This window comes from Photobacterium angustum, assembly GCF_002954615.1.
Taxonomy (GTDB): domain Bacteria; phylum Pseudomonadota; class Gammaproteobacteria; order Enterobacterales; family Vibrionaceae; genus Photobacterium; species Photobacterium angustum_A.
Window position 1 is genome coordinate 1,456,108 of record NZ_MSCJ01000003.1, and the last position, 22,883, is coordinate 1,478,990.

Sequence of the window (22,883 nt, forward strand, 5' to 3'; positions counted from 1 at the left end):
TTATGCCGCAGAACCTAATACAGCATCGATGTCTATTCCCTGTTCACGCATTGCGGCTAACTTGTAACGCAGTGCGCGAGTAGTAACGCCCAATTGCTGAGCCGTCTTGGTTCGGTTACCACCGAATTGTTTAAGAATTTTGATAATGTATTGAAACTCTGCCATTTTCTTCGCTTCTACCCGACCATTCCCTCCCTCAGTTTGAGGTAAAGATGGCGCAGTATTAGGATCAATCGGCAGCATTAAATCTTGTGCAGTAATGAAATCACCATGGCGCATCACCAAGGCTCGTTGCATGACATTCTCTAACTCTCGGATATTACCCGGCCAGTGATATTTAGACAGCGCAAAACACGCATCTTCCGACAACTGACACGCACTTCCCATTTGATATTTATTGATGAAAAATCGTGCAAGAGGAAGAATATCAGCGCTACGATCTCGCAGTGAAGGCCAATGCAACGGCAGTACATCTAAGCGGTAATAAAGATCTTCTCGGAACGTCCCTTTTTGAATTTCTACACGAAGATCTTTATTAGTTGACGCTATGACGCGAATATCCAATGGAACAGTTTTATGGCTACCCACTTTTTCCACTTCACGCTCTTGCAACACACGCAGTAATTTAGCTTGAAGACTGGGTGACATTTCAGCAATTTCATCCAATAAAATCGTACCGCCATTGGCTTCTTCAAATTTACCGGTTTGCGTTTGTGTTGCACCAGTAAAAGCCCCTTTCACATGACCAAACAATACCGCTTCGAGCATAGATTCAGGAATAGCTGCACAGTTAACAGCAACAAAAGGCGCATTTGAACGAGATGAATGTTGATGAACATACTGCGCTAATACTTCTTTCCCGGTGCCAGATTCACCGGTGATCAATACTGTCGCATTTGTCCCTGCAGCACGGTGTGCTAACTGCAACACTTGCTTGCTACGCCAAGATTCAACCACGATATTGGTTAAGGGTTTATCTAATGCTTCAACGCGTGCGAGCAAGCCCAGTAACTGTTCAGACTCAAAAGGACGAAGTAAATAATCGGTTGCACCTGCTTTCATTGCATCCGCCGCCATCATTCCTTGCGCCTGATCGACAATAGCAATAGAAATAGGTGTGGAAGCACGGTTAGTCGCGACAGTTTTTTGATGGAATTGACGAATAAAATCGGTAAGTGAGATATCTGTAATATGCGAGCTGACCAAAGTAATGGCTGAGCGAGATTGATATAACGCAGCACGTCCAGAAGTGAAGTGATTGACGCTATAACCATTGCCTTCAAGCACAGCAATAATTTGGTTTGCTGCACTTAAATTTGGCTCGACTAATTGAATATTGTTAGGCTGCATTAGCTACCCTTCCTTTTTACTGCATCTTCCTTGCGAATAGCGCGAATAGTCACGCGACGATTTTTAGCTTTTCCATCTTGGGTATTGTTGTTGGCAACAGGATAGCGAGATCCATGAGAGCGAATTTCCATCAGCGATGAACGCACACCGTTTTCACGCAGAATGCTGGCTACATCGTCAGCACGAACTTTTGAAATCTGTAGATTGGCAACATTGGATCCTACATTGTCTGTATGTCCATCAATCAATACACGTTTGACATTTTTGTCATGTTTTAAATAACTCGCTAAATCTGCCAAGATTTGTTTTTGCGATGAACTGACCACACGTTGACCTAACTTAAATTGCAAGACCACGTCTCTCGCATCGCGGTATGCCATTGCAGGTAACTTAGCTCGACATAGATTAAAATTAGCCATAGCCTGCGTCATATTCACTGAAGGGACTGTTACATCAAACGTGTTATGTTGACTCGACGATGACAGCCTTACTCCTAACCAATTACCTTGCGCCATGGCTTCAAGTAACGTCTCAATATCAGTATAAAAAGACACTTTCCCTGATTTTTTATCTAAATCCACTTCATCTACAGTGATAGGCGCGGTATTCAATGCCCAAGGAGACTGTACTTGGCTTAATATGGCACGCTCATAAGGTGGTTTTACATGGTAACTTTGTACCTGTATGCCAAGTGGCTGCCTAGGTTTTGCAACAAAGGTAATTGCCCCAAATTGGCTAATTGTTTGACTCAATGAACAACTAAATTTATCGCCTTTATATTTCCACGAAACAAGATCCATAGGTAAAAATAACTCTTTAGCGATAGAGTTTATGGGAGCGAATAAAGCAATGAAAATTGCAGATATAAATATAATTGTATGTTTTATGAGTGTCATAATAAGCACTCACCTCTACATGTTAATCTCAGATTTTATTATAGCTAAATAATTGCATATCGATTTTATATTTAACTCTTATGTTCTTACACTTGAATATATCTATTTAATAATCATAGAAAACAAGTCGAATAAATATTGTTTGACGCTTTTAAAGGCATTTTTTTGACGATTGTAATAACGATTAAATATTATACTAAAGTCTAATGCTATTTCATTATTAATCATAAGTTTAGCCGTGAATATCCATTTGATTTAACTTCATCATAATCGAAGTTTTTTAAATTTAAACATTAAAACAATTTTTATTTCATCGAATACTAATGGTATGAACTAAAGTCACATTTTTGCTCTTAAATGTTTTTAATTTATATCTTCATAGTTATAAACACGATAAACATATTTATATATTACGAATAAACATCAACTACACTTTATTTTTACCCACTTAATTATGATAGCTATGGAATATATAAAATCAGATTTTGACAAAAGATATCCCATATTGAATGTGGAATTGCTAGGAAAACCTATTCATATAATCAAAGATGAATTAGCTAATATTTTAAATAATTCATTACTGGGCTTAACTGATCAAATCCAAAAATGGGTTAAAACTCATGAACTGACGATGTCGGTTACTAGCATTGATTTCCAATCCCCAAAACAGGGACAACATGCGGCATTTACGGTAGCCCATAATGAGAGTGGCATGATGAATTTCCGCTGTTCTGCACCCTTGCTTATTGCACTCGCTGATCGCTTTTATCACTCGCCTGTAAATCGTCTAAATAGTGTTAAAAGTCAAACGATTACAACGAGTGATTTACGTTTACAAGAACGAATAGGACGACTTTTTTCAGCACAGATAGCACCAGAGGAGATGTGGCAATCATGTGATAATTCACTATCAGACGATATCGGCTTAGTCATTCAACTTTCCGTTACCTGTGAAGAGACGATTGGCGACATCATTATCTGTATTGATTCCGCATTAATTCAAACATTAACCAATGTTATTGGCTTACAACCCACATCTGAACTTAATGCACTCTTTAGTCAGCAACTTGAATCGACCAAGGTCAAACTCAACACAGTTTTATGTGAAAAAAAGATGCCTTTAGACCAAGTATTGCAGCTAAAGCCCGGTGATATCTTCGATATTGATTTACTGCAATCCTCACCGATCAGTATCGGTCAAGAGCACTTATTTAACGGCCATGTCGCAGAGCAAAACGGTCAACTTGTTTTAATCATCAACACCAGTAAGGACACATAAGCATGAGCGATATTAACGAATCCGACCTATTCAATGGTGATGACCTTAATTTTGACGATCTTCAGCTAGAACAGTTTGAAGAAACACCTCAACTCGATAGCAGCATGTCGCAACGTAGCTTAAGTTTTTTCAAAAAGATCCCCGTGACTGTCACTCTTGAAGTCTCAAGCACAGAAATCTCATTAGGTGAGTTAATGAAAGCCGGTGAAGGCAGTGTTATTGAGCTAGATAAACTCAACGGTGAACCGCTTGATGTGAAAGTGAATGGATCACTGATGGGGCATGCCGAAGTGGTTGTAATCAATGAGAAATATGGCCTACGGCTAATTGATGTCGTCGAATCTCCTCTTAACACCATGGATAGTTAAGCAATGATCGCTCAGGGATACCACTGGCTGACAAAGGCATGTCAACAGCGCCATTATTTGTATTTACTCACTTTGCTACTTATTGCGCTCAGCATACTATTTTCTTCGGGCGCAGAAGCCAATAGCGGGCTGAATTTCTTGACCGTTACGGATGATCAAGGCGAACAAGAATACAGTGTGAAATTACAGATATTGTTGTTAATGACAGCACTGAGTTTTATCCCTGCCTTTCTACTAATGGCGACCAGTTTTACCCGCATAATTATCGTACTTTCTATTTTGCGCCAAGCTCTGGGTTTACAACAAAGTCCGCCAAATAGAATACTAGTGGGTATCGCTTTGTCACTGACTATTTTGATCATGCGTCCGGTCTGGACTGATGTCTACGATAATGCTTTTGTCCCTTATGACAACGGAGATATTACCCTTTTACAAGCCTTTGATACTGCCGAAAAGCCCGTTCGTGATTTCATGTTAAAACAAACCCATCAAAGTGCTTTAGAGCAGATGATGCGTATTGCCAACGAACCATTAGACCAAGATGTGGAAGATATTTCGTTTGCTATCGTGTTACCTGCTTTTGTGATCAGTGAGCTTAAAACAGCCTTTCAAATTGGTTTTATGTTGTTCATTCCTTTTTTGATCATCGATCTCGTGGTTGCCAGTGTTTTGATGGCAATGGGTATGATGATGCTGTCACCGCTGATTATCTCTCTTCCTTTCAAATTAATTGTGTTTGTACTCGCTGATGGCTGGACCATGACGGTCGGATCGCTATCTGCCAGCTTTGGATAAAAAAGAAAGGAGTAAATGATGACCCCAGAGCTTGCTGTCGATCTATTTTCCAATGCGGTTTGGCTAATTATCAATATGGTAATGGTACTTGTTATCCCAGGGTTATTAGTCGGGTTAGTGATTGCCGTTTTTCAAGCCGCGACCCAAATCAACGAGCAAACCTTAAGTTTTCTACCTCGTTTAATCATGACTTTGCTGATGGTAATTTTTGCCGGACATTGGATGCTAAGGCGCTTAATGGAATTATTTGATTACCTCTTTCATAACATACCGGGAATGATTGGCTAATGGCTATCTCGTTTGCAGAGCTCAACGCCCTTCTCGCTCAGTTTTGGTGGCCGTTTTTTCGTATTGGGGCTGCCATGTTAGCCATGCCATTTTTTGGTGATGCGTTAATTCCTATTTGGGTACGCGCTTTATTAGCACTTGCTATCAGTTTTATTGCCGCGCCACTGATGCCAGCTATGCCCACGACAGATTTACTATCTCTCTCGGCACTTATGCTGGCTTTTGAGCAAGCAATATGGGGGCTGTTATTTGGCTTAATTATCCATTTCCTATTTTCAATTATGACATTATTAGGTCAGATCATTTCACTGCAAATGGGCTTAGGGATGGCAATGATGAACGATCCCGTTAATGGTGTTTCAGTTGCGATTCTTGGGCGAATGTTTCTATTGTTTTCTACCTTATTGTTTCTGGCTTTAGATGGGCATTTATTGGTCATTGATATTCTGGTGCAAAGCTTTACCTCTTGGCCTGTAGGCAGTGGGTTGGCTCTATCTTCAGTAAAACAAATACTCACACTTTTTGGTTGGATGTTCAGTTCAGCCCTTGCCATCGCTCTGCCCGCTATTGTTTCGATGCTTCTGGCTAATATCAGTTTCGGTGTTATGAACCGCGCCGCGCCTAGTTTAAACGTTTATGCATTAGGCTTTCCTATGACCATGTTGTTAGGACTCTTTAGTGTCTTAATTTCTGTCAGCGGTGTGCCTGCGCGTTATGTCGAGTTAGTCCATTACAGCCTAGATCAACTTCAACTCTATATTTCGGGGGGCGTATGAGTCAGTCATCTGCACAAGATAAAACTGAAAAAGCGACTCCGCAGAAGATCCGCAAAGCCCGAGATCAAGGTCAGATCCCACGCGCCAAAGACTTCACTGCAGCTACGATTTTTATTGCGGTTGTGGTTTTCTTTTATTTCCAAATTGATGTGATTTGGCAGACGCTGAATGGCGTCTTTAAATTAAACATGACAATGTCTCGTGATGATCTACGCTCACCTTGGCTAGCGATTGAAGCATTAGGTGCAAGCTTAGCCATTATCATTCAATTACTACTGCCATTATTTGGTTTGATTCTGATCGCCGCTATCGCCAGCAGTCTACTGATTGGTGGTTGGCTATTCTATCCTGCTGGCGTATTGCCAAAATTATCAAAAATCGATCCCATTGCGGGGATAAAACGGATGTTTTCAACGCGATCTTTAGTCGAACTTTTAAAATCGACACTCAAAGTCTGTGTGATTTTCCTCCTGCTATATCTCTATCTTGATGCCAATTTAAGCCGTTTACTAGGGATGCAAAACTTGCCACTGAAACAAGGCGTGTCATTAATTCTGACGATTCTCTTTCATGGCATTTTGCTGATGGGCATAGCGCTATTGTTATTTGGTTTAATTGATATTCCTTACCAAAAATGGGAGCACGCCAAAGAGCTGAAAATGACCAAACAAGAGCTGAAAGAAGAATTTAAAAGTAATGAAGGTAGCCCAGAAATCAAGCAACGCATTCGTCAAATTCAACAGCAATTTGCCCGTAGAAAAATAGATAAAGCAGTACCTAAAGCTGATGTGGTGATCGTCAACCCAACCCATTATGCCGTTGCGATTAAATACGATACCACACTGTCTGAAGCGCCCTTTGTGGTAGCAAAAGGCATAGACGAAGCAGCAATGCATATTCAAACCATCGCCAAACAACACGATGTTGAGATCTTACATTCACCACCATTAACGCGTGCGATTTATCACAGTACCCAGATAGAGCAAGCGATCCCAAGTCAACTCTATGTCGCCGTGGCTCATATATTAACTTATGTTTTACAGCTTAAAGCCTTTCGACAAGGTAAAGGAAATCAACCACAAACGTTACCCAATTTTGTTATCCCAAAACATTTACAGCATTAATTTAAGCGCATTTTTACCGGATTGGATGAAGGACTTCACATGTTAAATTGGCTCACAACACTCAAACAGTCGAGTAAAGGTTATATCGGTATTCCTATCGCCTTACTGATGATTCTGGCTATGGTGATTTTGCCATTACCTCCTATGCTGCTCGATGCCTTATTCACCTTTAATATTGTCTTGGCAATCTTGGTATTGTTAGTCAGTACCACAGCAAAAAGGCCGTTAGACTTTTCTGTTTTCCCCACCATTCTATTAGTCGCGACATTAATGCGACTCACTTTGAATGTGGCCTCAACACGTATTGTATTACTGGAAGGTCATAATGGTGGCGATGCCGCAGGTAAAGTGCTCCAAGCTTTTGGTGAAGTCGTTATTGGCGGTAACTACGTTGTGGGTATGGTGATTTTCGTGATTTTAATGATCATCAACTTTGTGGTGATCACTAAAGGTGGCGAACGTATCTCTGAGGTAGCAGCCCGTTTCACCCTTGATGCCCTACCTGGTAAACAAATGGCAATAGATGCCGATTTAAACGCTGGCATTATTGACCAAAACCAAGCAAAACAGCGCCGTCGTGATGTTGCTAATGAAGCGGATTTTTACGGTTCAATGGATGGTGCTTCAAAGTTCGTTCGTGGTGATGCCATTGCGGGTTTATTGATCCTATTTATCAATATCATTGGTGGTATCAGTATCGGTGTTTTTGAATACGGACTCAGCGCCTCTGATGCTTTTAAAACATACGCCTTACTGACTATTGGTGATGGTCTTGTCGCGCAAATTCCTTCACTGCTATTAGCAACTTCTGCCGCTATTATTGTCACTCGTATTAACGACAGTGATGATGACATGACGCAAGCTATGCAGAACCAACTGCTTGCCTCACCTGCAACCTTATTCACTGTTGCTTCTGTGATGGCAATCATAGGTATTGTGCCAGGCATGCCGCACTTGGCATTTTTCAGCTTTGCCGCAGTATTAGCCTTTGCGGGCTGGCGACAATATAAAAAACCTCATCACCACCAGCAACTTGAAGAGGTTGAAGCCGTTTCTCAAGCCATGCAACTCGACCACGAAACGCCATTAACATGGGATGACATTCCTCATGTTCAAAGTATGTCGTTGTCGCTCGGTTTTCGTTTAGTCCATCTGGTTAATAAAGAGCAAGGAGCGCCACTTACCCAACGTATTCGCGGTGTTCGTAAAAATCTCTCGGAACAAGTCGGCTATTTACTGCCTGAAGTGAATATTCGCGACAACCTAAGCTTAAAACCGAATCACTATACTATTGCCGTTCATGGCGAGATCATTGAACAAGGCAGCATTGAGCCTGAGCGTTTAATGGCTATTGCCGTGGGTGATACCTATGGCGAAATAGATGGCATCCTTGGCCATGATCCTGCTTATCAACTCCCTGCGGTGTGGATTGAAAATAGCAACAAGGCAAAGGCCTTGAACATGGGTTACCAAGTCGTTGATGACGCGACAGTAATTGCCACTCACTTAAGCAAAGTGATGAAAGTACATTTAGCCGATTTGTTTACCCATGATGATGTAGATTTCATTAACCAACGTTTAGCGCAGCAGGCGCCGAAATTAGCAGAAAGTTTAAGTGCTGCATTAACGCCTGCTCAGCAACTAAAGGTCTATCGCCAATTACTCATTGATCAAGTGCCACTTAAAGATATCCGTACCATTGCCAATACCATGTTAGAAGCATCTGAAAACACCAAAGATCCAATCTTAATTGCTGCAGATGTGCGTTGCAGCTTACGCCGAACCTTGGTGAATCTACTCAATGGTGATAAGAAAGATCTTAACGTCTATGCCCTATCCGATGAACTTGAACAGATGTTATTAACATCGCTCCAACAAGCACAAGCGAGTGGCAATGTGATGCTAGATAGTTTTCCAATTGAGCCAAATATTTTAAGCCAATTTCAACAAAATATGCCGCTTGCGAAGCAACAATTAAAACAGCAAGGCGCAGCCCCTGTTTTACTAGTAATGCCACAATTACGACCACTGCTATCTCGCTATGCGCGTACTTTCGCCCAAGGCTTAGCAGTATTGTCTTATAACGAAGTTCCTGAAAATAAGAATATCAATATCATTGGCAACTTAGGTTAATTCATTCCTGTGAAATTGAACGAGGACGAGCTATGACAACTCAACACACATTACACACCATGGACGAACTTTACAGCTATATTCAAAGTATTATCCCATCGTTAACCCGTAATAACGACGATGCGATCCTACTTGACGCATTTGATCAAAACGATATTAGTCATGTCTGTCAGGCAATTCGAGAAACCACCACCAATCAAGTAACCTACCAACACCTAACATTACGTTTTGGTAGCAATAACGAACAAAGTGTTTACCAATTTGATGTATCTAAACCTGTACAGTTTCTATTTGATCTCTACAGCTTATATTTAGCCATCCGCCATATTGAGTTTCAGCTATCGACTTTCCATAAAGATATTATTAACCCCTTGGTGGTTCCGATAAATTCAGAAACGCTATCATGGCCTATTGGACAAGGCTTTATTAATCAGGTCTTTCAACATCATTCCGTTGCAATGCAGTACATTATTCCCTGTGTTCAACTTCATGACATGGAAAATAGTGAATGCCATAACATGATGACGTTAAATGCAAATTTAGAATCATTAAAAAAGAAAGCGGTAAAACTCTGGATAGATATTATCCCACCCACCCGCTATTTAGAGACAATAAAAACAATTAAACCTGATGCAATTAAAACGTCGCATATTCTTAATGATGATCATAAGCGCTCAGGCCTGATTCCCGTCATTCGTTTTATCCGTAAAAACAATACATTATTTATTGCAGGACGAGTGGGTAGCCAGCATGAATTAAACCAATATCGACTACTTGGTGCGCAATATTATTTCGGTTACGTCAGTGATATACCAATGTCGGTATCAATGAAAAAAAAGGTTGCGAATAATAATCAAATATAAAATTATGACTTTTATATCTCTACAGCCCCATAAAAATTAATGAGGTTTTCTTATTTAATATCATCACGATTTAATAAGAAAACCTCATTTATTTGGCTCAATATCAAATTTATTCCCCTATTCTTTTATTTTTTGAAAATATTAAAAATAAAAATTAATGTTCTTTTCCAACTGACCGCATAGATACAGTGAGCAGGAAATACCTCGATAGATTGATTACAAGGAGAACTATCATGGCTCTATCTATGCACACCAATTACGCATCACTGGTTACACAAAATACACTGAGCAATACTAGCAATTTGTTAAACACAGCAATGGAACGTTTAAGTACAGGTTTCCGTGTAAATTCAGCTGCAGATGATGCTGCTGGTCTTCAAATCGCAACTCGTCTAGATGCGCAAACTCGTGGCATGTCTGTAGCTATGCGTAACTCGCAAGACGGTATTTCAATGATGCAAACCGCTGAAGGTGCGATGGATGAAATGACTAATATCGTCTACCGCATGAACGACCTTGCAACACAGGCATCAAACGGCACAGTATCAGCAAACGACCGAACAGCGCTTGATGCAGAATTCCAACAGCTTGGTGAAGAGCTTGCCAACGTAATGGCATCAACCAGCTTTGGTGGACAAGACATTTTGACCGATGCAGGCTCATTTGGTGCAGGCGCAGTTAATTTCCAAATTGGTACTCAATCAGGTGATCAACTAGCTGTTGATGTATCAACTGAAGTACAAGCCGTGAATGCCACCATTGGTACTGCAGGTTCGTTAGCTCTAGGTGATTTGACTTCTGCAGCTAACGCACAAACAGCACTAACGACCCTAACAGGTGCTAACGGTGAAGCAGGTTTACTGAAAGAAATTGGTGATGCACGTTCAGCACTGGGTGCCAACATTAACCGCCTTGACCACACCATCACTAACCTAGGCAACATGGTTGAGAATGTATCTGCAGCCAAAGGTCGTATTGTTGATGCTGACTTTGCTGTTGAATCTTCAAGCATGACTAAAAACCAAATGTTAATGCAAGCCGGCACAACGGTACTTTCCCAAACTAACCAGTTACCGGGCATGGCAATGTCACTACTTCGCTAAACAGTGGTTTCTTTTTCCTAAGCCTCCCTCGTGGAGGCTTTTTTGTAGCCATTATTAGATATCAGTAAGTCGGTATGTAGGAAAGCGAACGATTAGTAAACCTTTGGTTAATAAACGGAAAATAGGAATAAAACAGGAAACAACAAACGGAAATCAGATTTCCGCCACATCTCCAACAAAACCTAACCCACTGTTTTTAAATGTTTATTTTGATAAGTATTCTGGCATAGCTCTTGCCAATATAAATAGTCACTTAAGGAGCAATCAATGAATTCGTTAGATCCTATTCAAATGGCCACTCAACTCGCCACCTTTGATGTACAGCCATTTCAGCAGCGGTATCAATTACAAGCTGATAAGTACCAGAGCCAATTAAGTGCATTGGGTAAAGTAGAATCTGCCCTACGTGATTTTCGCGCAACAATTCAAAGCATCAACAGCTCAACTGCAAGCATTATTCAAAATAAAGCGACATTAAGTGACGACAGCCACTTTTCCGTCAGTGCAAATGCAAAAGCATTAAGCGGCAATTATCAAGTCTTTGTTGAGCAAGTTGCCAGCGCCCATCAGGTCAAAACTGATATGCCAGCAAACTTGGAGTCAACGACTTCTGTACCTAACACAGGAACACTCTCATTCACTGTCGATGGCCAAACTCTTGATCTCGACCTTTCAACAATAGATAGCGATGGTGACGGGCAATCCACCATATCAGAGCTCACCACAGCAATTAATAACCACCCCGATAACCCCGGAGTGAATGCCACGTTAGTTCGTACCAGTGGTCAAACTCATTTCATGCTAGCAAGTAACGAAACAGGGATTGCGAACACATTAAGTGTTTCTTCAAGCACAGGCACAACATGGTTTGATGGTGCTTTTACTAACTTAACTGAAATAAGTGCGCCACAAGATGCAGTGATTTGGCTTGGCGCGAAAACCACGGGCTTAAAACTGACCAATAGCAGCAATACGTTTTCAAATGTTATTGATGGTATTGATATCACTGCAACCAAAGCACAAACCTCTGGTGATACAGCCATTTCTATGGCTATCGATGCCGATCAAGATGCCACCTTGGAGCAAGTTAATTCATTTATTGAAAGCTATAACAAGGTGATATCCAACCTTGATAGTTATACCCAAACAGGCTCAGCAGATACCAAACGTGGTGCACTGGCAAATGATCCCACTCTTCGTTCAATAGAATCGCAATTAAATAACCTTTTACGCGATCAATTTGAAGGCAAGAGGCTATCTGAAATTGGGATCAGTATTAACCGCGAAGGCAAACTTGAAGTTGATAAAGATACCTTTAAAAACGCACAACAAACCATGGGTTCAACCATTGAATCCATGTTTAACGGTGACGGTAATTTATTCGATTCATTAGAAGATTCACTTAAGCCTTTTCTTCAATTTTCTTCAGGCATGTTTACTTCTCGCAAAGATGCACTGAGAAACAACATCGATCGTATCGACGATAAGCAAGCCAATCTTGAACGTAAATACGACATGGCCTACACCCGCTACCTCAAACAATTCACCCAAATGAATCAAATCATGACCCAAATGCAGCAAACCCAAGGTTTATTTGGTTAAAAGGAGTACAACAATGTTAATGCAAGATGCAGGTTTTAATTCATATCAACAAGTCGACTTGGATGCACAAGCCGCTTCAGCCTCACCCCATCAATTAGTCTTGATGCTTATTGATGGCTTTCAAGATGAACTAATACGTGCACAAGGTCATATCGAAGCAAAACGACTCGATGCCAAGGGGATAAGTATTAATAAGTGCATGAACATCTTAATAGGGCTAGATAGTGCGTTAGATCTAGAACTTGGCGGCGAAGTTGCAGCTAATTTGCATGATCTTTATGAGTTTTGTCAGCTTGAGCTTTACCAAGCAAGTGTCAAAAACGATATCTCCCACCTCGATAATGTCACTTTAGTGATGAACAACATTCGTGAAGGCTGGCAAGGATTTGGGCAGCATGCAGCCAAGTAATTCCATATCGCTAAAAGTGCTCACCGCAAAAATTCAGCAAGCTGCTGCGACTGAAAATTGGTCTCGCTTACAGCAGCTTGATGATGTGTTACGTACGCTGTTACTACCGCTTAACTCGAAGCCTAAAACAGCGCAACAGCAAGTACAAATAAAGGCGTTAATGGCTGCACATCGCCAAGCATATCTTGCGTTACAACAAGCACAACAAATACTGCAACAAAAAATCGCAACTGCTGACAAGGAAAAAGAACGCCTTGACGCTTATCAGTCAGCCAACAATATGGAGTGAACAATGTTAATTAATACTGCGCTCACCAAAATTGACAATGTATCGTCATCATCTGATATCAAACAAGCTGGGATGCTTGCTGAACACTCAGACGCGACAGTAGAGCAAGAAAGTTTCTCGCAAACATTACAAACATTACAAACATTTTCTCAACAAAGCGAAAGTACGTTACCAGAGCTGCTATTAGGCAATGCTAATGCAACAGCTCTTGAACAGCGAGACCCAGCAACAATATCGCAAAATCAAGCATTGCAGCCGGTACCGCCAAGTGAAATTGAAACAACCGTAACTACACCAATTATAGGCAATTTTTCACTTAATCACTTAGCTACACCGCCAACCACAAGCACACTGTCCTCTGCTTCATTTAAGCAGCAACCAGATCTTAAGAGTGCATTATCAAGTTCTCATCAGATGCTAGACGGTGTCAATCCATCTGCGTTCAACCATGCAAACAATCCTACTAAGGGAGTAATAGCACCACTAACCATAACTTCACTACCAAGTTCAGCCTTAGAGCAAATGTCATCGTTGAACGCGGTAAAAACACCGGTTTTCAATGGTGAAATGCCCGTTGCACAACCGGTTCAAAATCTTACAGCAGTCGAACAAGTTTTATCTGCTCAAGCACAAACACAAACTAACATAACGGTTAATCGTGTGAATTGGGCTCCTATAAGTGTTGATCCTCAATCTCCACAATGGGGTGAGAAAATGCTGAATATTCTCCAAGATCGCGTTTCTCTTCAAGCGACACAAAACATGCAAGAAGCACGTATTCGTTTAGATCCACCGGATCTTGGCAAGCTTGATCTGATCGTCAAAATGGATGGCGACAAATTGAATGTTCAAATCAGTGCCAATAACAATGCAGTACGTGATGCACTTAACCAAGTCTCTGAACGTTTACGTCATGATCTCCAGCAACAATTTGTCAGTGTCGACGTTAACATCAGTCACGGCGAACAACATTCTCATTCAGATCAAACCGCACAACATTCACCCCAAGATGATAACGATCATAGGGTAATCACTTCCTCGTCATCAGCAGACGTTGAAACATCGACAACCAATGAGCATTGGCTATCCACGCTCGCATAATTTTCTTTTTTAGGATCAGGATGATGACTAATAAAAAAACGCTTTCTAACCTCTTTATCATATTGCTGATCAGCATTATTGTTGCTGTTGCCACTTTTAGTGCCACCCTATGGTATAGCCAACAGAATACGTCCACTCCAAACATAGATGTATGGTTCAAAAAAGTCTTTCAATCAGAGCCAGAAGCCACGGCACAACCTGCCTTTCATCCTCTCGATAAGGTCGTTGTCAGTGTAAAAGGCGAACGCCAAACTCATTATGTGATGATTGAGCTCGCAGTCCAAACCCACTATCCCGAACGAATAAAACAAATCGATAGCTACATGCCGCTCGTTCGTAATGCATTACTCAAAATGTTCAGTAAGAAGAAGTATGAAGAGTTACAAAACCAGCAATCTATTGATCAATTACAGCAAGAAGTAAAACAAACTCTGACCGCAGCCTTTGCCAATACCACGATCGCTCGTGATATCGATGATGTGCTTTTTACCAAATACGTCATTCAATAATGAGGTGAGTATGCTTGATCACAACCCAACCACTCACTATGAGCTCGACACTACCCCTTCGCCACAACAGCATCATATTGATGAAGATCTATTAATCCATAATCACCTTGTTTTAGTTAAACGCGTGGTAAATCAACTTCGTCACCATACTAGCTCACATTGCAGTTATGAAGACATGCAGCAAATTGGATTAATTGGACTGTTAGAAGCGGCGCGACGTTATGGTGATGTCGAAGATCCTCAATTTCCAGCTTTTGCTGTATGCCGTATTCGTGGTGCAATTTTAGACGAACTTCGACGATTAGATTGGCGTTCACGTCATACGCGCCAGCAAGCCCATGAGCTTAACGACATCACCCGTGACTTAATGAAGCAACTTGGCCGACAGCCCACAGAAGCTGAGATCACGTCTGCACTTGGCATTGATAGCGAAAATTATCAACTGCGTTTACAAGCCTGTATGGCAAGTGAAATGCAAAGCCTTGATCAACTGCTAGAGGCCGGTAAGGAGCTGGATGCACCGTTAGAATATAACGGTGTTGAACATGAACATATGCGTCGAACACTCGAACACGCTTTAACGCAATTATCAAAACGAGAGCAGTTATTGCTGACCCTGTTTTATCAACATGAGCTCAATCTACATGAGATCGCGTTGGTGCTAAACCTTACTCCACCGCGTATTTGTCAGCTGCATAAACAAGCACTGAAATCCCTCAATCACTATTTATCGGCTTAGGAGCTGTATATGCAAAAGTTTATCGGTGCCATCATCATTATTATTTGTGTTTTTGGTGGCTATGTTTGGGCTGGCGGAAATTTACGTGCGATTTGGCAACCTGCTGAATTTTTAATTATTGCCGGAGCAACATTGGGATCGTTGATTATTGGTAATCCACCGCATGTATTAAAGGAAATGCGCCAACAATTTCGTCAAGTACTCTCGCCTCGTAATAATGAGGCTCAGTACTACATGGAATTGATGGCATTGCTACAAACCTTGCTTGATACCGTTCGTAATAAAGGCTTTAAAGCACTCGATGAGCATATTGAGTCGCCTCAAAGCAGCACAATTTTTAATCGTTATCCTCTCATTAAGCATGATCATCATGTTATTTCTTTCATTACAGACAATTTACGTTTAATGGCAATGGGACAAATGTCGCCTTATGAACTTGAAGGGTTATTAGAACAAGAAATCAGTGCAATAGAAGAAGATTTACTCTTGCCTTCGCGTTCTATGCAACGTACCGCAGAAGCCTTACCTGGATTTGGTATTTTAGCGGCTGTCATGGGGATCATCATTACTATGCAAGCCATCGATGGCTCTATCGCCATGATCGGCTATCACGTTGCTGCCGCATTAGTCGGTACTTTTCTTGGGATTTTTGGTTGTTATTGCATTCTTGATCCTGCCAGTAATGCCATGGCACAGCGTGTTAAACGCAATATGTCAGCATTTGAATGTATAAGAGCAACACTTGTCGCCTATGTCGCTAAAAAGCCGACCTTATTAGCTATTGACGCAGGAAGAAAACATATTCAGCTAGACATTAAACCTACATTTAACGAAATGGAGAGGTGGCTAACTGAACAGGAGGGATAATGCAGAACACAGAGCAGATCGTCTTTAAACGTGCAGCAAAACGACATTCACATCAACATCACGGTGGCGCATGGAAAGTCGCTTTTGCTGATTTTATGATTGCTCTTATGGCACTATTTTTAGTGCTTTGGTTGATGCAAGTAGTTGATCAAAAAGAACGTAAAGCCATTGTCGCTTACGTAAATAGTGCCAGCGTTTTTGACGAAGGGGCTGGCAATCCTTTTGATACCGCCAACAGTTTATCCCCTATTGATTTCGGTGGCGAAGCTGCCGATCTAAGCTCTCACAATGCAGCCATGACAATAAAATCGTTTTTTGATGGTAACGGTGATGGCCCAGAGCGTGATGCGTTAATTCCTGGTAGTTTTGAAACCCAAGAGCAATTAGCTATCCTTGCTTCGGTCGTTGAAGAAACCGCTAAGCAAGTATCAGCTCAAGGTAATATTTCGGTTGATGTGACACCACAAGGGTTGAGGATCATTTTACAAGATGACTTCAAACAAAATATGTTTCATCGTGGCAGTGCTAATTTAACGCCCTTTTTTGAAGATGTATTATTAAGCATTGCCCCTATTTTTAAACAAATCAGCAATTCACTGATCATCAGTGGCCATACTGATGCAACTCCGTTTAAACGCCAGTTTAGTAATAGATCAAACTGGGAACTCTCTTCTTCCCGTGCCAATATCGCAAGACAGACGCTGATTGCTGGCGGCATGCCAAGCAATCGAGTACTTCAAGTTGCAGCAATGGCTGAACGCGCCCTACTGAACAAGCAATCCCCCAACGCCAGTGAAAATCGTCGTATTGAGTTATTTATTTTAACCACGCCAGCAGCCAGTGTTGTAGATGCTCTTTTTGGTACAGGAAATCCTGATAACATTGTTGATAAAGCTTACGAAAAAGCGCGTTTTAATCAACCTGTGCTAAGAAGCGACTATATAAACCATTCAGTTACCCAACCAAAAGAAATACAGCCCGTCGTGTCTAATTTATAAGCTATATTTTATAAATATTGAATACTATGCTTGGTTTTGGTGAGATTTTAGTGGATGTGTGCCCAATGACTCATACACAAATAAAACAGCGTAAAGCTGATAATTTACAAAAGACTTTTCTATGGCTTATCGTCATTGATTATATTCTGCTGTCTTTTTTTCTATTTCAGCTAGGCTCGCTCGATTTACGTACTGGTACAATGATCAGCCTGTTATTGATCTTTTATAATGGTTTATTAGCGTTTTTTTGTTTTCATCGCGCGAATAGAATAGATGATAGCTACATTATTTACCCTATCATCTCAGCTATATTGCTCGCTTTCGTCTGCTTTTTATATTTCTTCTTTTTAGTGGCTTAACATCGGCGACAAAAAAAATTAACCGCTATTTTCCCCAGCCAGAAACTGACAGCAAACAATGAAACAAAAAAGACACTACTACATACGTACGCCCACATAGCAGATAAACGAAAGAAATACCCAAAGCTAAATGCAATGCCATTAAATGCTTCAAACGGCATCTCTAACCATGGCGTATTGGTAGAACTTCCTATTGTTGCAACCACACAAACTAAAACAATGCAGGCAATACATAAGCCCAGTTTATTTTCGACATGCTTCATTTTATTCATCAGCTCAGTATTCGTTATTGTGCTTTATAAACGAATATGTAAATTACCATAGAATGACTTCAGCATTAATTGAGGTAAAACAATTAAATAAATAGAAAAATGCAAACGGGTAACATCTAAAACGGATCACCCAACTGTAACCATTAATCACCGTTGGATGACCCTTTTGTTGTTACTTCTTCACACACACTACGATTGCATTACCTGATTCCCCATTCCAAGGAATAAGTTTCTCATAGTCATTCTCAAACATATGAACATCAAAATATGGTTCAAGTAGCGCTTGGAGTTCAACAAAACTTACCGCTACCATCGGGTGCTCATCATGCCAAATTTCGGTATTTAGCATATCTGTTTTTTCAATACTCAATTTCAGCGCTTGTTTTTCACCTTCACCTTGATAATACCAACCAGAGCTAAAAGTAAAGCGGCTGTCATCATGTTCTACACTGTGGCTGACAAAGTAATTATTGTTGATTAAGTTCTTTTCAACCGCATTGAAACAAAATATACCATCTTCTTTTAATGCCGCATGTGCACTTTCAATACAACGCGTTAAATTGGCAAGACCATCGCTGTAATGAATGGAATACAAGAAACAGGTGATCAAATCCAATGGCTGATCAACTTTAAACTCACACATATTCTGCAAAACAAAGTCTGCTTCTGGACAACGAATTTTTGCTAGATCAAGCATTGGCTGATTGATATCTAAACCAGCACTTTGAAAACCATGATCAATAAAGTGACGAACATGAGGGCCTGTACCACATGCTAGATCTAGATGTCGCGTACCTTTATTACCAAAAAGCTGGTGAAGTCGACGAATACACTCGGCTTGAGCTTGATAATTAATATCAGCACACATTAAATCGTAGTAAGAAGATAGATCTGTATACAGCGCTGTAGAAGTGGTTGTTGCCAATATCTTATACCGTGTAGGGTTATTAACTGGCGCGGATAGTATAGTAATTGACGTCCGTTCAAAAACACGGATTTTTATCATTACGATAAATTTTATTTACCAAACACTGTAAAAGTAATATGAATTGAGCGCTCCCCTTTAATCACAGTTCTAACAACACGCTATGTAGATGATCATCGCTAAGGCATTTACATCCTCTTACAAATAAAACTGAGAAGCTTTCCCTTGTTTGTCTAGTTATTGATCACATAGGATAAAAGCATACTTTTACAGCTAATTTTAATTAGAACGCTATAGCTAAATATTATTTCAATGTATTTGCAGAACCAAAGACGTATTACTCAAACTTTCGTTTTCAATTTTTATACGCTTGGTGAATTATAGAGGAATAATTATGGCGATTAAATTTCAGTTCTTTACGCTTAACAACGACAGAAAACAATACACTTTTATAGATATGTCATCTTCAACATTTCTGAAAGAGAAAGAAGCATTACTGTCTCAAGGCTTTGAAGTGTTAGATGATGTGATTTATGCAGAAACAAGTGAAGAAGCAGTAGAGCACTATAAGTCGAACTTTATCTACGTATTAGAAGAATATAACAAAGCTGATAATCCCTTTTATAGTGTATTACTCATTTTCGAATCTATTCGAGATTACTTTAAGCGTAAGTAATTAAAACAAAACTATTTAGCTAAACTCATCGTATAGATACTTTGTTATTTCAATACGATGAGTTTCTCTTTATGCATATATTGATATTAGGTGGCACAGGTGGCATTGGTTCAGCTTTAATAAAAGCATATCTAAGCCAAGGCGTTGTCAATCGTATCCATGCGACATACCACAACAGCCATCCAACTATTGAACACCCTCAACTCACTTGGCATCGTACTGATGTCAGCAAAGATTCTGATGTGGCTAAATTATCAGAAACAGTTGGCCAGCTTGATATCGTGATCAATGCGGTTGGCATGTTACACAGTGGCGATATGATGCCAGAAAAAACTATTACTCAATTTGATAGTGATTTTTTCAATCAAAATATCGCAACGAACGTATTACCTACACTGCTAATCGCTAAGCACTTATCTCCTAAATTAAAATCAAAAACATTGAATTACTTTGTTACTGTTTCGGCAAAAATTGGCAGTATTGAAGACAATAATTTAGGTGGATGGATAAGTTACCGAAGTTCAAAAGCAGCATTAAATATGGCGTTGAAAACCATTAGTATTGAATGGAAAAATAAAAAATTTAATACCTGTGTATTCGCTTTTCACCCCGGTACTACAGACACAGACTTATCAAAGCCTTTTCAGCGCAACGTGCCAGAAGGTAATTTACAAACACCAGAAAAAGTCGCTGCAGCATTAATTAACTTGCTACAGCGACTGAGCTTAAAAGATAATGGAAAATTCTTTAGCTACGATGGCACTGAAATTCCATGGTAAGAATTAAAAAATCCAGCTATATAAGTAACCTGAACTCATAGCCATGGTTAAAACAACCGTAACAAAAGCTATAATCATTGGTGTTTTAAATATCGATTTTAATAAGATAACTTCTGTTAAACTTGCGCCAGCACTACCAATAATTAATGCCATCACCGCCCCTAACCCCATTCCTTTTGCAGCTAATGCGGCACTTAATGGAATGACAGCTTCTGCACGAATATACAATGGAATACCAATGACAGCCGCTACCGGAATGGCAAATGGATTATTATCACTTGCTATTTTTGCGATGAATTCAGTTGGCATAAAACCATAAATCAATGAACCAATAGCAATACCACCGATTAAGTATGGCAGTACTTTTTTAAAGTCTTTCCATGTTGTGTTCCAGATTTTTTTCCATTTATTGGTTTCAACTTTCGCTCCGCCACAGCTTTTAGCACCACATGATGATTCAGGTTCAATATAGGCTTCTGGTTTTACAAAGCGTTCAAAATTGAGCTTTTCTAATAGAACGCCGGCAATAACAGATACACCCATCGCCATTACAAAATAGAATGCCGCAACTTTAATACCAAAGGTTACAACAAATAAGCCAATGATTACGGGATTAAGCAGAGGACTTGCTAAAAGGAACACCATCATGGTTCCAAAGCCCGCTTTAGCTCTAAGTAATCCTTTTAAAAACGGGATTGTTGAACAAGAACAAAACGGAGTAATAGCTGCTAATAATGCAGCAACAACATAACCTTTACCTTTCTTTCCACTTAATATTCTCTGAATTTTTGCCGGTGGAATATAGCTTTGTAATACACCAACCAAAAAACTAATCAACAAAAATAGTAGCGTTAATTCAGTAGCCAAAAAGAGGAACATCTCTAACGTATCTTTTAACATCACAATACCAATCTATATTTCTAGAATAATCGAAATATAGTTGATCTTTATTGGATAGATCAAGTTATTTCTAGTAATATCGAAATATAAAGTCAGTAAGGGTAGTAACAATGGATACAGAGATCATCGCTAAAGCATTGAAAGAATTAGGACATCCGACACGATTGATGATTTACAAAACAGTGATTAGAGCGGGTCATCAAGGTATTGCTGTTGGGGGGCTACAAGAAAAACTGTCCGTTCCAGGCTCAACCCTCTCTCATCATATTGCTGGGCTGGCTTCTGCTGGACTCATTTCACAACGCAGAGAAGGACGAACTTTGTTTTGTGTCGCTGAATACCAAAAACTAGAATCAGTGATGGCATATCTACAAGATGAATGTTGTGCTGACGAAAATCAAAAATAAACGTGTAGTACGTGCCATTATTTTAATAAAGCGACAACCGTATGACGATGTACATTCGCTTGTGCTGCTAAAGAGCGATACGTTGCACTAAATTGCTGGTTTCCTGCCCCTGAGAGTTGGCTAAGTTTTTCTTCTACTTGCTTAACATCTCCCAGCGATGTGTTTGCCTTCGCATCTGCCATTTGTTTAGCCAATACAGCCTGATAAGCTTTGATATCATCAAGGCTTTGTTGCACTTGCCGTAAATGTTGGTTCACTTTTACTAAAGCATCGCGAATTTGCTCACGGTTATTAAAAGTAAATTGATTATCTTCAATACCTTCGGGCTCAGGCTTAATCGTAAGTGTATTGGCCTGTCCTGCAGGGTATCGATGCCCTTGACCAATTACCTGTACTTTTCCTTCCAACCCTTGAAAGCCTTGCTCATTGGTTCGAAATACAATATCGCCGTTATCTTGTTGCGATGCTCGAAGACCAAAAGGGATCACATGACGATCTATTTGCGAAACTAAGGCTTTATCACTTAGTTTCGCATCCATATTCACAACAACCGTTCCCAACTGTTGAAAACTTAATTTAATCAGCTCACTGTGCTCTCGCTGACGCTTAACATTCAGACCGGGAACAGAAAATGTACGTGTTATTGGTCTATCAATATTAACTTTTAGCTCTGCATCAATAACACGAAGTCCATCGCTCTTAGCGTTATTCAATGTGTGTTTTATCGAATCAAGATGATGATTCGCATTGTTTTGAGCTGACGGAGAAACAGCGCGTTGAGCAATAAGCTCAGTACTTAAGATCTTCTTTATTGCTTGTAAGTCCCGTCCTACAACTCCTAAAGCTTGTTGTGCTATTTGTACCGATGTTACTTGCTGCTGACCCTTGGCGAGTAAGGTTTTGGAAACCGTGTATCCATCTTGCTGATAGCTTAATTGTTTTAAGTTCGAACCAGCGATTTTCTTGGTATCGATTGTGTCTGCGGCTGACGGAACAATGGCAGCTTTCTTGCTCGCATTAGCAAAATTTATACTCTGAGTTCTAACTTCCGATGTACTTGTAACCATAGTTCTTTG

27 protein-coding genes are annotated in these 22,883 nt (G+C 40.2%); 21 read left to right on the forward strand and 6 right to left on the reverse strand.

Going from position 1 to position 22,883, the window contains the following annotated elements; all coding sequences use genetic code 11:
• Both BTO08_RS21375 and BTO08_RS21380 read right to left on the reverse strand, forming a co-directional pair.
• Positions 1-1,350, reverse strand: a complete 1,350-nt coding sequence (locus BTO08_RS21375; RefSeq protein WP_105062557.1) for a sigma-54-dependent transcriptional regulator — start codon at positions 1,348-1,350, stop codon at positions 1-3.
• Positions 1,350-2,246 (reverse strand): OmpA family protein, encoded by an 897-nt coding sequence (locus tag BTO08_RS21380; protein ID WP_105062558.1) that lies wholly within the window; start codon positions 2,244-2,246, stop codon positions 1,350-1,352. The genes BTO08_RS21375 and BTO08_RS21380 overlap by 1 nt, the downstream gene beginning before the upstream one ends.
• A 511-nt stretch (positions 2,247-2,757) precedes the next feature.
• On the opposite strand from BTO08_RS21380, the gene BTO08_RS21385 reads away from it, so the two are divergent.
• The 18 genes from BTO08_RS21385 to BTO08_RS21470 all read left to right on the forward strand — a co-directional run bounded on the left by BTO08_RS21385 (position 2,758) and on the right by BTO08_RS21470 (position 17,848).
• A complete protein-coding gene (locus BTO08_RS21385) occupies positions 2,758-3,525 on the forward strand; it encodes a FliM/FliN family flagellar motor switch protein (RefSeq protein ID WP_242446332.1) in 768 nt (255 codons plus the stop codon).
• A 2-nt stretch (positions 3,526-3,527) separates the two neighbouring features.
• Positions 3,528-3,893 (forward strand): flagellar motor switch protein FliN, encoded by a 366-nt coding sequence (gene fliN / locus BTO08_RS21390; RefSeq protein WP_105062560.1) that lies wholly within the window; start codon positions 3,528-3,530, stop codon positions 3,891-3,893.
• A 3-nt stretch (positions 3,894-3,896) separates the two neighbouring features.
• The gene (fliP, locus tag BTO08_RS21395) at positions 3,897-4,688 is read left to right on the forward strand and encodes a flagellar type III secretion system pore protein FliP (protein ID WP_105062561.1); all 792 of its coding nucleotides are present in this window, start codon (positions 3,897-3,899) and stop codon (positions 4,686-4,688) included.
• Positions 4,689-4,706: 18 nt separating this feature from the next.
• Complete coding sequence (gene fliQ / locus BTO08_RS21400; protein WP_005364345.1) at positions 4,707-4,976, forward strand: flagellar biosynthesis protein FliQ; 270 nt, start codon at positions 4,707-4,709, stop codon at positions 4,974-4,976.
• Complete coding sequence (gene fliR / locus BTO08_RS21405) at positions 4,976-5,752, forward strand: flagellar biosynthetic protein FliR (protein WP_105062562.1); 777 nt, start codon at positions 4,976-4,978, stop codon at positions 5,750-5,752. The genes fliQ and fliR overlap by 1 nt, the downstream gene beginning before the upstream one ends.
• The gene (flhB, locus tag BTO08_RS21410) at positions 5,749-6,876 is read left to right on the forward strand and encodes a flagellar biosynthesis protein FlhB (RefSeq protein WP_105062563.1); all 1,128 of its coding nucleotides are present in this window, start codon (positions 5,749-5,751) and stop codon (positions 6,874-6,876) included. The genes fliR and flhB overlap by 4 nt, the downstream gene beginning before the upstream one ends.
• A 39-nt stretch (positions 6,877-6,915) precedes the next feature.
• Positions 6,916-9,009, forward strand: coding sequence for a flagellar biosynthesis protein FlhA (flhA, locus tag BTO08_RS21415; RefSeq protein ID WP_105062564.1), 2,094 nt, complete (start codon positions 6,916-6,918; stop codon positions 9,007-9,009).
• A gap of 32 nt (positions 9,010-9,041) precedes the next feature.
• Positions 9,042-9,872: an EAL domain-containing protein gene (locus tag BTO08_RS21420; RefSeq protein WP_105062565.1), complete on the forward strand. Its 831-nt coding sequence runs from the start codon at positions 9,042-9,044 to the stop codon at positions 9,870-9,872.
• A gap of 233 nt (positions 9,873-10,105) precedes the next feature.
• Positions 10,106-10,975 (forward strand): lateral flagellin LafA, encoded by an 870-nt coding sequence (gene lafA, locus BTO08_RS21425; protein WP_105062566.1) that lies wholly within the window; start codon positions 10,106-10,108, stop codon positions 10,973-10,975.
• A 267-nt stretch (positions 10,976-11,242) separates the two neighbouring features.
• Positions 11,243-12,577 carry a flagellar filament capping protein FliD gene (gene fliD / locus BTO08_RS21430; protein ID WP_105062567.1) on the forward strand — a complete coding sequence of 445 codons (1,335 nt, stop codon included), beginning with the start codon at positions 11,243-11,245 and terminating at the stop codon, positions 12,575-12,577.
• Positions 12,578-12,590: 13 nt separating this feature from the next.
• On the forward strand, positions 12,591-12,986 hold the full coding sequence (fliS, locus tag BTO08_RS21435; protein ID WP_005364335.1) for a flagellar export chaperone FliS: 396 nt from the start codon (positions 12,591-12,593) through the stop codon (positions 12,984-12,986).
• A complete protein-coding gene (locus BTO08_RS21440; protein WP_105062568.1) occupies positions 12,973-13,275 on the forward strand; it encodes a hypothetical protein in 303 nt (100 codons plus the stop codon). Before fliS ends, BTO08_RS21440 begins: the two co-directional genes overlap by 14 nt.
• 3 nt (positions 13,276-13,278) lie before the next feature.
• Positions 13,279-14,376 carry a flagellar hook-length control protein FliK gene (locus BTO08_RS21445; protein WP_105062569.1) on the forward strand — a complete coding sequence of 366 codons (1,098 nt, stop codon included), beginning with the start codon at positions 13,279-13,281 and terminating at the stop codon, positions 14,374-14,376.
• Between the two features lie 23 nt (positions 14,377-14,399).
• On the forward strand, positions 14,400-14,885 hold the full coding sequence (locus BTO08_RS21450; RefSeq protein WP_105062570.1) for a flagellar basal body-associated FliL family protein: 486 nt from the start codon (positions 14,400-14,402) through the stop codon (positions 14,883-14,885).
• Between the two features lie 10 nt (positions 14,886-14,895).
• Positions 14,896-15,624 carry a FliA/WhiG family RNA polymerase sigma factor gene (locus BTO08_RS21455; protein ID WP_105062571.1) on the forward strand — a complete coding sequence of 243 codons (729 nt, stop codon included), beginning with the start codon at positions 14,896-14,898 and terminating at the stop codon, positions 15,622-15,624.
• 9 nt (positions 15,625-15,633) lie between these two features.
• Positions 15,634-16,491 (forward strand): flagellar motor stator protein MotA, encoded by an 858-nt coding sequence (motA, locus tag BTO08_RS21460; RefSeq protein WP_005364325.1) that lies wholly within the window; start codon positions 15,634-15,636, stop codon positions 16,489-16,491.
• Positions 16,491-17,489, forward strand: coding sequence for a flagellar motor protein MotB (locus tag BTO08_RS21465; RefSeq protein WP_105062572.1), 999 nt, complete (start codon positions 16,491-16,493; stop codon positions 17,487-17,489). Before motA ends, BTO08_RS21465 begins: the two co-directional genes overlap by 1 nt.
• Positions 17,490-17,554: 65 nt before the next feature.
• A complete protein-coding gene (locus BTO08_RS21470; RefSeq protein ID WP_045082413.1) occupies positions 17,555-17,848 on the forward strand; it encodes a hypothetical protein in 294 nt (97 codons plus the stop codon).
• Here BTO08_RS21470 and BTO08_RS21475 read toward each other — a convergent pair.
• Together BTO08_RS21475 and BTO08_RS21480 are read right to left on the reverse strand one after the other, a co-directional pair.
• The gene (locus BTO08_RS21475) at positions 17,845-18,120 is read right to left on the reverse strand and encodes a hypothetical protein (RefSeq protein WP_105062573.1); all 276 of its coding nucleotides are present in this window, start codon (positions 18,118-18,120) and stop codon (positions 17,845-17,847) included. The two genes, BTO08_RS21470 and BTO08_RS21475, sit on opposite strands and share 4 nt — an antisense overlap.
• Positions 18,121-18,292: 172 nt before the next feature.
• On the reverse strand, positions 18,293-18,988 hold the full coding sequence (locus BTO08_RS21480) for a class I SAM-dependent DNA methyltransferase (RefSeq protein WP_242446333.1): 696 nt from the start codon (positions 18,986-18,988) through the stop codon (positions 18,293-18,295).
• Positions 18,989-19,439: 451 nt separating this feature from the next.
• Between BTO08_RS21480 and BTO08_RS21485 the strand changes: the two genes are divergently transcribed.
• Positions 19,440-19,721, forward strand: coding sequence for a hypothetical protein (locus BTO08_RS21485; RefSeq protein WP_105062575.1), 282 nt, complete (start codon positions 19,440-19,442; stop codon positions 19,719-19,721).
• A 71-nt stretch (positions 19,722-19,792) separates the two neighbouring features.
• Positions 19,793-20,500 (forward strand): SDR family NAD(P)-dependent oxidoreductase, encoded by a 708-nt coding sequence (locus tag BTO08_RS21490; protein WP_105062576.1) that lies wholly within the window; start codon positions 19,793-19,795, stop codon positions 20,498-20,500.
• A gap of 3 nt (positions 20,501-20,503) precedes the next feature.
• Here BTO08_RS21490 and BTO08_RS21495 read toward each other — a convergent pair whose 3' ends face one another.
• Positions 20,504-21,400, reverse strand: coding sequence for a permease (locus BTO08_RS21495; RefSeq protein ID WP_005364309.1), 897 nt, complete (start codon positions 21,398-21,400; stop codon positions 20,504-20,506).
• A gap of 110 nt (positions 21,401-21,510) precedes the next feature.
• Between BTO08_RS21495 and BTO08_RS21500 the strand changes: the two genes are divergently transcribed.
• Positions 21,511-21,807 carry an ArsR/SmtB family transcription factor gene (locus tag BTO08_RS21500; protein ID WP_105062577.1) on the forward strand — a complete coding sequence of 99 codons (297 nt, stop codon included), beginning with the start codon at positions 21,511-21,513 and terminating at the stop codon, positions 21,805-21,807.
• A gap of 17 nt (positions 21,808-21,824) precedes the next feature.
• On the opposite strand, the gene BTO08_RS21505 is transcribed toward BTO08_RS21500, so the two are convergent.
• Complete coding sequence (locus BTO08_RS21505; protein ID WP_105062578.1) at positions 21,825-22,874, reverse strand: flagellin; 1,050 nt, start codon at positions 22,872-22,874, stop codon at positions 21,825-21,827.
• Between the last annotated feature and the right edge of the window lie 9 nt (positions 22,875-22,883).

Bases quoted from the DNA above. Each gene is read 5' to 3' on its own strand.
- BTO08_RS21420 (WP_105062565.1), top strand. From the start codon at position 9,042: ATGACAACTCAACACACATTACACACCATGGACGAACTTTACAGCTAT.
- flhA (WP_105062564.1), top strand. From the start codon at position 6,916: ATGTTAAATTGGCTCACAACACTCAAACAGTCGAGTAAAGGTTATATC.
- fliP (WP_105062561.1), top strand. From the start codon at position 3,897: ATGATCGCTCAGGGATACCACTGGCTGACAAAGGCATGTCAACAGCGC.
- fliN (WP_105062560.1), top strand. From the start codon at position 3,528: ATGAGCGATATTAACGAATCCGACCTATTCAATGGTGATGACCTTAAT.
- BTO08_RS21465 (WP_105062572.1), top strand. From the start codon at position 16,491: ATGCAGAACACAGAGCAGATCGTCTTTAAACGTGCAGCAAAACGACAT.
- BTO08_RS21380 (WP_105062558.1), bottom strand. From the start codon at position 2,246: ATGACACTCATAAAACATACAATTATATTTATATCTGCAATTTTCATT.
- lafA (WP_105062566.1), top strand. From the start codon at position 10,106: ATGGCTCTATCTATGCACACCAATTACGCATCACTGGTTACACAAAAT.
- BTO08_RS21375 (WP_105062557.1), bottom strand. From the start codon at position 1,350: ATGCAGCCTAACAATATTCAATTAGTCGAGCCAAATTTAAGTGCAGCA.
- BTO08_RS21485 (WP_105062575.1), top strand. From the start codon at position 19,440: ATGGCGATTAAATTTCAGTTCTTTACGCTTAACAACGACAGAAAACAA.
- BTO08_RS21450 (WP_105062570.1), top strand. From the start codon at position 14,400: ATGACTAATAAAAAAACGCTTTCTAACCTCTTTATCATATTGCTGATC.
- fliS (WP_005364335.1), top strand. From the start codon at position 12,591: ATGTTAATGCAAGATGCAGGTTTTAATTCATATCAACAAGTCGACTTG.
- fliQ (WP_005364345.1), top strand. From the start codon at position 4,707: ATGACCCCAGAGCTTGCTGTCGATCTATTTTCCAATGCGGTTTGGCTA.
- motA (WP_005364325.1), top strand. From the start codon at position 15,634: ATGCAAAAGTTTATCGGTGCCATCATCATTATTATTTGTGTTTTTGGT.
- BTO08_RS21495 (WP_005364309.1), bottom strand. From the start codon at position 21,400: ATGTTAAAAGATACGTTAGAGATGTTCCTCTTTTTGGCTACTGAATTA.
- BTO08_RS21505 (WP_105062578.1), bottom strand. From the start codon at position 22,874: ATGGTTACAAGTACATCGGAAGTTAGAACTCAGAGTATAAATTTTGCT.
- fliR (WP_105062562.1), top strand. From the start codon at position 4,976: ATGGCTATCTCGTTTGCAGAGCTCAACGCCCTTCTCGCTCAGTTTTGG.
- flhB (WP_105062563.1), top strand. From the start codon at position 5,749: ATGAGTCAGTCATCTGCACAAGATAAAACTGAAAAAGCGACTCCGCAG.
- fliD (WP_105062567.1), top strand. From the start codon at position 11,243: ATGAATTCGTTAGATCCTATTCAAATGGCCACTCAACTCGCCACCTTT.
- BTO08_RS21470 (WP_045082413.1), top strand. From the start codon at position 17,555: ATGACTCATACACAAATAAAACAGCGTAAAGCTGATAATTTACAAAAG.
- BTO08_RS21475 (WP_105062573.1), bottom strand. From the start codon at position 18,120: ATGAATAAAATGAAGCATGTCGAAAATAAACTGGGCTTATGTATTGCC.
- BTO08_RS21500 (WP_105062577.1), top strand. From the start codon at position 21,511: ATGGATACAGAGATCATCGCTAAAGCATTGAAAGAATTAGGACATCCG.
- BTO08_RS21490 (WP_105062576.1), top strand. From the start codon at position 19,793: ATGCATATATTGATATTAGGTGGCACAGGTGGCATTGGTTCAGCTTTA.
- BTO08_RS21440 (WP_105062568.1), top strand. From the start codon at position 12,973: ATGCAGCCAAGTAATTCCATATCGCTAAAAGTGCTCACCGCAAAAATT.
- BTO08_RS21445 (WP_105062569.1), top strand. From the start codon at position 13,279: ATGTTAATTAATACTGCGCTCACCAAAATTGACAATGTATCGTCATCA.
- BTO08_RS21480 (WP_242446333.1), bottom strand. From the start codon at position 18,988: ATGTGTGCTGATATTAATTATCAAGCTCAAGCCGAGTGTATTCGTCGA.
- BTO08_RS21455 (WP_105062571.1), top strand. From the start codon at position 14,896: ATGCTTGATCACAACCCAACCACTCACTATGAGCTCGACACTACCCCT.